This window comes from Actinoplanes sp. SE50/110, from assembly GCF_900119315.1.
Classification (GTDB): Bacteria; Actinomycetota; Actinomycetes; order Mycobacteriales; family Micromonosporaceae; genus Actinoplanes.
In genome coordinates this window covers 8522124-8534162 of the sequence record NZ_LT827010.1, presented here as the reverse complement: position 1 = coordinate 8534162, position 12039 = coordinate 8522124, and the positions used below count along the sequence as shown (strand labels likewise).

8 protein-coding genes are annotated in these 12039 nt (G+C 69.5%); 2 read left to right on the top strand and 6 right to left on the bottom strand.

Translation table 11 applies throughout. The features are described from left to right. Positions 1 to 7 precede the first annotated feature (7 nt). Positions 8 to 643 (top strand): TetR/AcrR family transcriptional regulator, encoded by a 636-nt coding sequence (locus ACSP50_RS38090; RefSeq protein ID WP_014694668.1) that lies wholly within the window; start codon positions 8 to 10, stop codon positions 641 to 643. Positions 644 to 648: 5 nt separating this feature from the next. Here ACSP50_RS38090 and ACSP50_RS38085 read toward each other — a convergent pair whose 3' ends face one another. The 6 genes from ACSP50_RS38085 to ACSP50_RS38065 form a co-directional block, all read right to left on the bottom strand. Then, positions 649 to 2403, bottom strand: a complete 1755-nt coding sequence (locus ACSP50_RS38085; protein WP_014694667.1) for a biotin carboxylase N-terminal domain-containing protein — start codon at positions 2401 to 2403, stop codon at positions 649 to 651. Positions 2404 to 3052: 649 nt separating this feature from the next. Then, positions 3053 to 3667, bottom strand: a complete 615-nt coding sequence (locus tag ACSP50_RS38080; protein ID WP_014694666.1) for a nucleoside triphosphate pyrophosphatase — start codon at positions 3665 to 3667, stop codon at positions 3053 to 3055. Between the two features lie 354 nt (positions 3668 to 4021). Further along, positions 4022 to 5062, bottom strand: coding sequence for a S8 family serine peptidase (locus ACSP50_RS45295; RefSeq protein WP_369793981.1), 1041 nt, complete (start codon positions 5060 to 5062; stop codon positions 4022 to 4024). A 58-nt stretch (positions 5063 to 5120) separates the two neighbouring features. Further along, positions 5121 to 6422, bottom strand: a complete 1302-nt coding sequence (locus ACSP50_RS42850) for a hypothetical protein (RefSeq protein ID WP_014694664.1) — start codon at positions 6420 to 6422, stop codon at positions 5121 to 5123. Next, positions 6422 to 7174, bottom strand: a complete 753-nt coding sequence (locus tag ACSP50_RS38070) for a hypothetical protein (protein ID WP_052311825.1) — start codon at positions 7172 to 7174, stop codon at positions 6422 to 6424. The genes ACSP50_RS42850 and ACSP50_RS38070 overlap by 1 nt, the downstream gene beginning before the upstream one ends. Positions 7175 to 7358: 184 nt before the next feature. Beyond that, positions 7359 to 7562: an acyl-CoA carboxylase subunit epsilon gene (locus tag ACSP50_RS38065; RefSeq protein ID WP_080128280.1), complete on the bottom strand. Its 204-nt coding sequence runs from the start codon at positions 7560 to 7562 to the stop codon at positions 7359 to 7361. Positions 7563 to 7663: 101 nt separating this feature from the next. Here ACSP50_RS38065 and ACSP50_RS45290 point away from each other — a divergent pair, with 101 nt between their 5' ends. After that, positions 7664 to 11923 carry a protein kinase gene (locus ACSP50_RS45290; RefSeq protein WP_197688109.1) on the top strand — a complete coding sequence of 1420 codons (4260 nt, stop codon included), beginning with the start codon at positions 7664 to 7666 and terminating at the stop codon, positions 11921 to 11923. Positions 11924 to 12039: the final 116 nt, after the last annotated feature.

Genomic DNA, 12039 nt, shown 5'->3' with positions numbered 1-12039 from the left:
TGGGCCGGTGACCAGACCGAGCTACCACCACGGTGACCTCCGCCGGGCCCTGCTGAAGGCGGCCGCCGACTCGATCACCGAAACCGGGGTGACCGCGCTCAGCATGCGGGATCTGGCCCGCCGGGCCGGGGTCTCGCACGCCGCTCCCGGGCACCACTTCGCCGACCGGGCCGGGCTGCTCACCGCGCTCGCCACCGACGGCTTCGAACAGCTCGCCAAAGCCCTGGCCACCTCCCGGCTGGCCAGCAACAGCCTGCTCGAACTCGGGGTGACCTACCTGCGGTTCGCGCTGGCCAACCGGGCGACGTTCGAGGTGATGTTCCGGACCGACCTCTACCACGCCGACGACCCGGCGCTGCTGGCCGCGCGGCGCCAGGCGGCCGACGCGCTGTACGCCGGAATGACCGACCTGCCGGACGCGCCGCTGGCCGGCCCGGACGTGGCGACCCACGCCCGGGCCGCCCGCGAAGGCACCGCCGACCTGGTCTCCGACGAGGTCCGCGAAGTCGGCCTGGCCGCCTGGTCGATGGTGCACGGCTTCGCCACCCTGTGGCTCAGCGGGGCCTTCCCGGACAGCACCCAGGAAGACCCGGTGGAAGCGGCCCGGGTGATCCTGGGCCGCGTCCGGGCGATGGGACGGTGAGCCGGTCAGCCCTCGATCGTGCAGATCACCGCGCCGGCCGTCACCGTGGCGCCGACCTCCAGCGACAGGCCGGCCACCGTGCCCGCCCGGTGCGCGGTCAGCGGCTGCTCCATCTTCATCGCCTCGACCACCACGATCACGTCACCCTCGTTGACCTGGTCACCGTTCTGCGCGGCGACCTTCACGACGGTGCCCTGCATCGGGGCGGTCAGGCTGTCGCCGCTCGCGACCGCGGTGGAGGCGCCACCGCGAGGCCGTCCGGCACGTTTCTGCGGGGCGGCGGCGGGTCCGGGCGTACCGGCAAGCAGGCTCTTGGGCAGGCGGACCTCGACCCGCCGGCCGCTGACCTCGACCACGACGGTCTCGCGGTCGGCGGCCTCGCCGCCGCCGGGCGCCGGCGCGCTGAACGCCGGGACCCGGTTGTCCCACTCGGTCTCGATCCAGCGGGTGTGCACGGTGAACGGCTCGCTGACGAACGCCGCGTCCCGGACCACCGCCCGGTGGAACGGCAGCACCGTCGCGATGCCCTCGATCACCGTCTCGTCCAGCACCCGCCGCGAGCGCTCCAGCGCCTGCTCACGGGTCGCGCCGACCACGATGATCTTCGCGAGCATCGAGTCGAAGTTGCCGCCGATCACGCTGCCCGCCTCGACACCCGCGTCGACCCGCACCCCCGGCCCGGACGGCCAGACGAGCGTCGACACGGTGCCCGGCGCCGGCAGGAAGTTGCGGCCCGCGTCCTCACCGTTGATCCGGAACTCGATCGCGTGCCCGCGCGGCACCGGATCCTCGGTGATCGCCAGCGGCTCGCCGGCCGCGATCCGGAACTGCTCCCGGACCAGGTCGATACCGGTCGTCTCCTCGCTGACCGGATGCTCCACCTGGAGCCGGGTGTTGACCTCCAGGAAGGAGATCGTCCCGTCCTGGCCCACCAGGTATTCCACGGTGCCGGCGCCGTAGTAGCCGGCCTCCCGGCAGATCGCCTTCGCACTCTCGTGGATGCTCGCACGCTGCTCGTCACTGAGGAACGGCGCGGGCGCCTCCTCCACCAGCTTCTGGTGGCGGCGCTGCAGCGAACAGTCGCGCGTGCCGACCACCACGACATTGCCGTGCGTGTCCGCGATGACCTGCGCCTCGACGTGCCGCGGCCGGTCCAGGTAACGCTCGACGAAACACTCGCCCCGCCCGAACGCGGCGACCGCCTCCCGAGTCGCGCTCTCGAACAGCGCCGGGATCTCCTCGATCGTCCGCGCCACCTTCAGGCCGCGGCCACCACCGCCGAACGCCGCCTTGATCGCCACCGGCAGCCCGTGCGCCTCGGCGAACGCCACGATCTCCGCGGCATCGGCCACCGGCTCCGGCGTACCCGGCACCAGCGGCGCCCCCGCCCGCTGCGCGATGTGCCGCGCGGTCACCTTGTCGCCGAGGTCGCGGATCGACTGCGGGCTCGGCCCGATCCAGGTCAACCCCGCGGCCAGCACCGCCTCGGCGAACTCCGCATTCTCCGACAAGAACCCATAACCGGGGTGTACAGCGTCGGCCCCGGCCCGCTCCGCGATCGCGATCAGCTTGTCGATCCGCAGGTACGTGTCGGCGGCGGACTCGCCGTCCAGCGCGTACGCCTCATCGGCGAGCCGGGCATGGGGGGCGTCCCGATCCCCGTCGGCGTAGACGGCGACGCTGGTCAGGCCGGCGTCCTTGCAGGCCCGGATGACCCGGAGGGCGATCTCGCCGCGGTTGGCGATCAATATCTTCCGCACGGCTAGAGCCTAACGAAAGTTCAGAGTCTTGCTCGCATCTCGCCACCCCCTTGTTGGCCGGCGACGCGGCGGCACGGCATTTTTGGCCGCGTCGCGGTGTTGGTGGGGTGCTGGTGGGGTGCTTTCACCTGCTGGAACAGCGGCCTGCGGGGTGGCTGGACCGTGCGGGGGCTGTGCGGTGGCTGGCCGACTTGCCGCTGTCCATGCAGTGGCCGGGGATCTCATCGCTCGGTGGGCTGCCCGACCTGCCGTCCTTCAACCGCAGGGGCCCCAGCGGTTCACATTGGGGGCGCTGACAGTCCGCAATCCTGCCGCCGCGTCACCGTCGGCGTATCAGCGCCACCGTTGCCGTGTCATCGCCACCGCCACACCCGCCGCCGTTGCCGTGTCATCGCCACCGCCACCCGCCGCCGTTGCCGTGTCATCGCCACCGCCACCCGCCGCCGTGTCACCGCCGCCCGCCGCCGTGTCACCGCCGCTGTCGCCGTCGCCGTGTCACCGCCACCGTTACCGCCGTCGCCGTGTCACCGTCGTCGCCGTCGCGGCCGTTTTGGCCGTTTCGACGCGCGCGGTGCCGCCGTGTGAAGGCCGTTCCGCTGTCGCCTCGCTGGCGGCGCTGCTGTGCCGGTCTGCCGCCGCTGCCGCCGTGCTACCGCCGCCAGAGGTCGATGATCGGCACATCCATGTCCCGGAGCAGGGTGCGGAGCAGCGGCAGCGACAGCCCGATCACATTCCCGGGGTCCCCTTCGATCCGCTCCACGAATGCGCCACCCCGCCCGTCGAGCGTGAACGCCCCGGCAACCTGAAGCGGCTCCCCGGATGCCACATACGCTTCGATCTCCGAGTCGGTCACGTCCGCGAAGTGCACCGCGGTCGTCCCCACGGCCTCCGCCTGCCGCCCGCTGACCAGCCCGGTCAGGTGATGCCCGGTGTGCAGCACCCCGGACTTCCCGCGCATCGCCTTCCACCGCTGCACTGCCTCATGTGCATCCGCCGGCTTCCCGAAGATCTCCCCTTCGAACGCCAGCACAGAGTCACACCCCAGCACCAGCACCGCCGGATCCGCCGGCAGCTCCGCCGCCACCGTCCGCGCTTTCATCCGCGCCAGCGCAAGGCTCAGCGTGTACGCGTCCTCCGCCTCGACGACGCTCTCATCCACCCCGCTGACAATGATCTCCGCATCGATCCCCGCCCCGGTGAGCAGCGCCCGCCGAGCAGGGCTGGCCGAGGCAAGAATCAGCCGGTACGCGTTGTCACTCTGCACAAACGGTGAGACTACAAGCCTGCGCGCCCCAAAACCCCACGCAAGCCCCATCTTCCCCCAGGAATCCCCCAACCCCGCCACACCCGCCGCCCAACCCCGCCGCGCCGGCCGCTTGACCCCTGCGCTGCCCGCCTAGCCCCCTGCGCACGCCGCTCGGTCCGCTGCGCCGGCCGCCCAACACCCCGCGCCGGTCTCGATGCGTTGTAGTCCGCGCCGCGTCCCATGCTCCTGAGCCACAACGCCCGTCACTGGCAAGGCCCTATCTCCGCCACCTCGCAGCGGTGCGGTCCTTAACCTGTGCGTCACCGGCCGTCCTGACCCTTTGCGTCAACGTCAGCCAGGGCCCAACACCGCCTAGTGGCGAGTCCTTCTCCGCCGCCAAGCAACGAGCAACCCAGCAAAGACTCCGCCCGCCAGCACAGCCGCGACTCCGCCAAGAACAGCGACCGTCCGCCCGCTGCCCGGTCCATCGCCGCTCCCAGCCACCTGGCCCGTCCCGCCAACAGCAGGCAAACTAGCCCCCGCACTCACCGGCGGCACGTCCGCGGTCAGAGCTTTAACAATGTTGAGCACCCCAAACCCACACTCTTCATCCCACCCCGGCGGCCCAATATCGGTAGCAGTAGCCGTAAGCCGATGAATAACCTCTTGCGCCGACAGCTGCGGAAACCTGGCCCGCACTAGTGCAGCTGCTCCCGATACGATTGCCGTCGATGCTGACGTTCCTCTGGCTATACGATAAGTCGAATTCAGGCCGGTTGTAACGATTTCATCTCCCGGCGCACACAGTGACATATTCGGTCCTGTGATCGAGAACGGTGCGTGATGTCCAGTTCGATCGATAGCGCCAACTGCGAGAACTCCGGGTAGTGCTGCGGGGTAGCCGAACCCTGCAGCACTCTGGGAATTTCCGGAAGCAGCCACCACGACCGTATTTGCCTTCAAGGCTTGGTCAATTGAATCCTTCAATTTTTGAGAAGGGCTTACGCCGGCCGGGACGCTGATTACTGAAACGCCAAGATTTACCGAGGCGGCTATTCCTTGCGCTAGTTGGGCGTTCTCGGCCCCGACCTCGTATGATTTTACGGGGAGAATCTTTGCCGATGGAGCTATGCCGAGTATTCCCCCCGCTGGTCCATGTCCCCTACCCACTATCAACCCGGCCATTTCCGTTCCATGCCCATCGCGGTCGTATTGGCCCGAATTGCCGTCACTGGACGTCAGATCTATACCAGGCATCAGATTTTTGGATATGTCCGGATGCGGCTGGATGCCGGTGTCAGGTAACGCTATGACGATGCCGGCTCCGGTAGTGATTGCGTGGACTTCCTGAATTTTAAGGAAGCTGAGGTGCCATTCTGATTCGCGTACGTGGTCCGCGTGGAAAGGTGGCATTCTAGGAATTACTGCGGCGATGGAGAATAATATTCTACCGAAGTTTGAATAGGCACGCCTAGTCATTTTTGAGTCCGATTACTGGGCCGGGGTCGATTACCGCCTTCTCTGCAGGTAGTAGTATCGGAGCTACTCCTTTATCCGTTTCCCAAGGATTTTCTGGGTCCCATCGCCCGCTCGCGGACTCATCGCGCGACCTAGATGACCTTCTTGTAGGTGTAGATGGGCTGGCTATCCCAGGCTGTCCGAGTATCCCGCCCGCCGGATTGATGCGTTGCGCTCTATTGCTGTTTGAGGCGGGACGTGCGCTTCCAGGAATTATCGGACTGCCAATTACGCCGCCGGCTGGAAGTGGTTGAAATCCTCGGGTTGGGGAATGGGTGTCTTCCGGCGGAAGACCAATTTTTGGGCGAACAATCTCACTGTTTGAGTTTGATTCGATGTATCTGCCGGGGATTCCGGCAGTGGACCCTGCTGCAGGCGCACGTGTTGCACCCATAGGCGGAATCTTCTCCGGAACTATCACCTCGCTCGCAGGAACTGCTGGTTCTGACTCGCCGGGGCGGGAAGCGGAGGGGGCATGGCCAGAAGGTGGAGGTAGTGAATTCGATACAGGGCTGCGGCTGCCAGATTCGCCGGTGTTGTCGCCACCTGGCTGAGCGGACTGCAGTTTATGTCGCGAAAAATCGATAGCGGGCAGGGTAGCTTTGTTTGAAGGTTTTGATGTCGTATTCGGTCCCGGTTGGCCGAACGGTCGACTATCATCGAAATTTTTGGCGATTTCGTACAAGGGTGGGGTGGTGATGTTTAGCTGGGCTTGGATTAGTTCGGTGCTCAGGGTGGACATGATGGATTGCGCCTGCCGCTCAAGCTCCAACTGCCGAGCCGGTGTCGCCGTGTTCGGGGGAAGGATTATGCCCCGATACTTACTCAACGGCTGGGCATTCTGCTGAACCTTGGCGTCGTAGGTCGCCAGCTGCTGCTGGTTCGCCAGGTATTCCTGGTGGATGGATTCCAGTTTTTGACGGGCGCTGACCAGCGAGGAGGTGGCGGCGCCCAGGGCTCGGTGGTTTTCGATGGTGGCTTCGTGGGTGTTGGTCAGGTGCTGGATCAGGTCGTCGAGGCGGTCCAGGTATTTGGCGGCGGCGGTGCTCTTGTTCGGGGGCCAGGCTTCGGCGAGGTTGTCCCGGTACCGTTTCACCCGGGACAGGTGATCGATCAGCAGGTCGGCGGATTTCTTCCAGGTGACCAGCAAGGTTTTGTGGGTGGTTCCGTCGTGTGGGGCGAGCATCGACCACATTTCGGGTACGGACCGCTGGGACCAGTCCGTTCCGCCGCCGTTGTCCGAATTGGCGAACATCAGGTGGCTCCCTTGGTTGACGGTGGCGACGACCACGGTGAGGACTCGGGGAAGGCCGGAGCAGCCGGCGACGGATCAAGCGGCGGCACGGCCGGGGCGGATGAAGAGGTGCCTGAAGAGGTGGCTGCCCCGTCGGCGGGCGCAGGGCTGGAGGCGGCGGCGGGCGCAAGGCTGGTGGCGGCGGCGGGCGCAGGGCTGGTGGCGGCGGCGGGCGCAAGGCTGGAGGCGGCGGCGGGCGCAGGGCTGGAGGCGGCGGATGACGCAGGGCTGCCGACGGCCCCGGCAGGCGGTGAAGGATCCGGCGGCGAGGCCGAGAAGGCGGCCGCGTCCGTCGAGCCCGAAGATGACGCCGCCGGCAGTGGCCCGCCGGAGGTGGGCGGGATCAGGCCCGCAACGGACAGTGCCGCTTCGACATCTTTGAGGCGGGCGCGGGCGAAAGCGTCCGAGCCGCGGTACTGCTCGCTCACCTGCTCGGCGGCTTTGGCGAAGCCGTGGGTGCCGTTCGCGAAGTTGTAGATGTTCTGCTGGCAGGTGTCCTGCGCGGACTCCAGCACGGTCGCGAACGCGGACAGCTCGTGGAAGCGGGCGTCGGCGGGTGGCAGGCGGGTGAGCAGCTGGTTGGACAACTGATCCGCGTGCGGCGCGTAATTGTTGTCGACCTCGGCCAGCAATTTTCTGGCGAAGTCTTCCATCGCGGTGATGTCAGCCGATATCTGAGCGTCAGCGCGCACCAGGTCGTCGTTCGGAACCACGCAGCGAGGCTAGCCGCTCACCGGGCGCTACATCGACCCCTGTGGAAGGAGCCTGTGGATAACTGGGGCGGCCGAGGCCGCTCGCGAGGAGCGGCCTCGGGGTAGCAGAACCCGAAAGAGCGATTGCCGGTACGTCGTTGCCGCCCCGGACGCGGGCCACCGCTGTCGGGAACGCCGGCCACCGCTAGCGGAGGCCGGGTCGCCCGGAGGATCGCCAGGACCGCGCACCCGCTGCTGGGCGGCCTGATCGGATCCAGTCTGACCCGGGACGGGCGGGTGTTCCGTAATTGACCGAAGTAGATCGAACTGCGAGGATGGTGACCAGAGCAGCCAGCTCATGATCGTCTAGGCTTCCACGTACGACTCCGACCAGCGGTTCCTCGTTCATCGGCCGAGCGTACGACGGGTGGCCCAGCTTCCGGTGACACGTGTCCCACACTCGGCTGATCAATTCGCGGCCGCTCGACAGAACCAGGTATTTTCTGCGTGATGTCTTCTTCTCCCCCGCTCGTTGTCGCTGATCGGTACCGGCTGGTTGCGCCGCTCGGTCAGGGCGGGATGGGTCGCGTCTGGCGGGCGACCGATGTCGTCCTGCACCGCGAGGTGGCGATCAAGGAACTGGTGCCGCCGCCCGGTCTGACTCCCGGCGAGCGGCAGGAGATGCGCGAACGCTCGCTGCGTGAGGCGCGGGCCATCGCCCGCCTCAACAACATCAACGTGGTACGCGTTTTCGACGTCCTGCGCACCGACGCCGACCCGTGGATCGTCATGGAGTACGTGCCGTCCCGATCGCTGCAGGACACGCTCGCCGCGGACGGGCCGTACAACCCGGTGCGCACCGCCGAGATCGGCCTCGGGGTGCTGAACGCGTTGAAGGCCGCGCACCGCGCCGGCGTCGTGCACCGGGACATCAAGCCGGGCAACGTGCTGATCGGTGGCGACGGCCGGGTGGTCCTGACCGATTTCGGTCTCGCCACCGTCCCGGGTGACCCGAATGTGACGCGCACCGGCCTGGTGCTGGGTTCCCCGGCCTACATCGCTCCGGAGCGTGCCCGCGACGGCACCGCCGGCCCGGCCGCCGACCTCTGGTCACTCGGCGCCACGCTGTACGCCGCGGTCGAGGGCCAGTCGCCGTTCGCCCGCCCGTCCGCGATCGCCACGCTCGCCGCCCTGGCCACCGAGAACGTGCCGCAGGCCCGGAACGCCGGCCCGCTCAAGCCGGTGCTCAACGGTCTGCTGCGCAAGGATCCGGCGCACCGGATCGACGCCGAGGAGGCGGAGCGCCTGCTGGCCCGCGCCGCCGGCCGCAAGTCCAAGATCAGTTTCCCGATGAGCCCGACGATGCGCCGCCCCGGCGCCGGCCGGGAACGCCCGTCGCTGCCCAGCGGCCCGGGCGGACCACCGGTGCTGCCCGGCAGCGGTTTCGTCACCGCCACCGGCTCGGCCCCCGTCGTGCCCACCCCGCGCCCGCCGGTCACCGGCCGTCCCGACCAGCCGAACCGCCCGCACGGCACCCCGGGCGCCCCCGGCTCCCCGGGCATGGGCGACAGCGGCATGGGCAGCAGCGGCATGGGCAACAGCGGCATGGGCAACAGCGGTCAGGGCCGCTCTCCGATGACTCCGGGCCGCGCCCCCTTCCCGCCCGCCACCCCGGCCGGCCGTTCGCCGATCCCGCCGTCCACTCCGGGCCGCTCCCCGGTCCCGCCGGCCACCCCGCACGGCACCCCGATGACCGGTCCGTCCGCCGGCCGCGGCGGTTTCACGCCGGGCCGCGCCACGGTCGGCCGCGCCACCCCCGGCCAGAAGCCCCTCGACGCGACAAAGGTCGACGGCCCCGCGATCACCGACGACCAGCCCGGCACCCGCGGCCCGTCCAACCTCGCCGGCCCGTCCGGCCCCGCTGCCACCCGCGGCCCGTCCGACCCGGCCGGGTCCGACCCGGCTGGCTCCGGCGGTCGCCGCGGCCTGGCTGGTTCCAGCGGTCGGCCGGACCTGGCCGGCTCCGGCGGTCGGTCCGACCAGGCGGGCACCGGTCGTTCGGCCGACCTCGCCGGCGGTCGTCCGGGCTCTCCGGCCCGACCGGTCCCGTCCGAGCTGCCGGCCACCCAGGTCAACACGGCCAGGGTCGGTTTCACCGCCGCCGACGTGGCCGCCAACCGCCGCAAGAAGGCGGCTCCGGAACATGAGGCTTCGCTCGCCGCCGCCACCGGCTCCTACCCCGTCGTTTCCGGCGCCGAGCAGGACCCCGACAACAGCTCGCGGCAGCAGGACAGCGGTGCGGCGGCGGCAACGCCCGGCGACGCGTCCACCGTGCCACCCGCGAAGGCGTCCGGCTCGAAGGCCGCGACGAGGGATGCGCGGCCTGGCCAGAGTTCCGGCACGCCGACCGCGGGCACGCCGACCGCGGGTACGCCGACCGCGGGCACGTCGGACGCCCGGACCGCCGGAACATCCGGGCCGAACACCGTGAACGCGCCGGGTACCGACACCTCGGACCCTGTGGGGCGGGCTGGGCGCGCGGTTTCCGCCGGTGCGGCGACTGCCGCCGCGGGCCGGTCGCTGTCCGATTCTGCCCAGGCGGAATCGGACAAGATCCGCGCGACGCCGCAGTCTGACGAGATCGGCGCGCGCCCGGCCGCTGTCACCGAGAACCGGATTGCGCCGTACGCGGCGGAGCTGCCGGACTCCGAGCCCGGCCGCACCGCCTCCACGGAATCGGAGCGAGTGTCGGCTCCCGCCGCGAACATCCAGCCGTCCGTCAGCAGCGGCGCCCGTGACGCCGATGGCACCGGCGACGCCGAACCGGCCGACTCGTCGGTGTCCACAGGCGCTGACCGGAAAGCGGCCTCCGACAGCCGGAAGCCGGATTCCGGCGATCAGCAGCCCGTCGTCGACAGCCGGAAGCCGGAGTCCGCCGGCGCTCAGCCCGTTGCCGGCAGCCGCACGCCGCAGTCCAACGGCCAGCAGTCCATTGCCGGCAGTCGAAAGCCGGGTTCAGACAGCCGGACGCCTCTCGACCGGCAGAGCCTCGGCTCCGATTCCGGTGGTCAGCGCTCCGGGTCCGAGGCTCCCGAGTCCGGGTTCACATCCGAAGCCGATGGTCAGCGGTCCGGGTCCGGGTCCGGGTCCGGGTCCGGGTCCGACGATCATGGATCAGGGGCTGGCGGCCAGGGTTCCGGGTCCGGCGGTCGGACGTCCAAGTCCAGCGGCCAGGGCTCCAAGCCGGGCGGCCCGGGCTCCGAGCCGGGCGACCGGGCCTCTGGGTCCGACGACCGGCGGCAGACGGCCAGTGACCGGAAATCCGGGTCAGGCAGTGAGAAGCGTGGGTCCGGCAGCCTGAAGCCCGGCTCTGCCAAGGAAAGCTCCCGCCAGGATGGCGGGCTCGATACGGCCGGTGCTACAGCCGCTGGAGTGGTCGCGGACGCATCGAGGGCCTCCGCCTCAACGGCGTCCGCCCCGACGACTTCCGCCACGAAGGCGACGTCGGGCGGTCCCGGCGCCGACGCCGAGACCGCCGATGGATCGGTTGCCGCGGCGGACTCTGAGGCGGACCGGGCGGCCACGAGCAAGGCCGGAGAAGTGGCGGCCACGAGCAAGGCCGGAGAAGTGGCGGCCTCCAGCGGGGCGACGGCAACGACCGGTGCGAAAGCCGCAGGCGAAGCGGCCACGGATACGGTCCCCGCCGAGGCGAAGGGCCGATCGCAGGACACCGCTGAGTCGAATGCCAAGGCACAGCGCGCCAATGATTCGGAGCGCGCGGCTGGGCCCCGCCTCGGGGTCGAGTCGGGGCCAGGGCCTGCGGGCAAGCGGAACGCTGAATCCGGCGGAGCCGCGGAACGGGCGGCTACGCCGCTCACCCCGGGGCAGCGGCCCGGCGGCACGCCGGAGCAGGATCAGGACCGGACTTCGGTTGTCGACTTCACGGCGATCGTGCCGCAGTCGCCGGCGGTGTCCGCGGCCGAGCATGACGGTGCGACGCGGGTGGTGAACCAGCTTCCCGGGTTCCGGCCGTCCAGCCGTCCCGCGTGGACGCCGATCTCGACCCGTCCGGTGGTCCGGCGGGTCAACGGGATCACGATCTTCGGCACGACGCTGACCCGGCGGCAGGCGACGATCGCGGCGGCCATCGTGCTGACCTTCGTCCTGCTGATCGGGATCATCCTGGTGCAGGCGTTCGGTTCGGACGACGACAAGAAGGCGACCAGCACCAAGCCGGGCGCGGTCGGCACCGGCAAGGTGGCGCCGCCGGGCAAGCCCGCGGCCAGCACCGGTGCGGACAAGCCGGCCAGCATGCCGCCGTCGGCTGCTCCGTCGTCGGCCGCGCCGTCGGGCGGTGTCCCGGCCGGATGGAGCAAAGCGGACTTCTCCGGTTTCTCCTTGGCGCTTCCGCAGGGCTACCAGATCGGGCGGAGCGACGCCGGCCAGACCGAGATCAAACTGGACGGGAATCGGCTGCTGATCGTTCTCCGCGGCACCGACACGCAGGATCCGGCGGCGCAGTTGAACAGTGTCAGCCGGTCCGGGTTCCAACGGGTCGGGTCGATCAGGCCGCTGCAGTATCAGGGCCGGCCTGCCGCTGATCTCGAGTACTACTACTACACCAGCCACGGCAACAAACAGCACGTCGTGCGCCGGGCCTTCTCGGTGGGTGGCGCCTCGTACCAGATCTGCTGGTACACCTCACCCGATGACTGGGACTCGGCCGCCGCCGAGCGCGAGGCCGTGTTCGCCGGTTTCCAGGCGGGCTGAGCGCCCGGCCGGGACCACCGGTCTTCCGTGGGCGGACCGGCCGGTGACGTACATAAATGTGAATTTCATGCGTGATGTCGAGGCAGCGCGGGTAGTTGTCGAGAATCACGAATGGA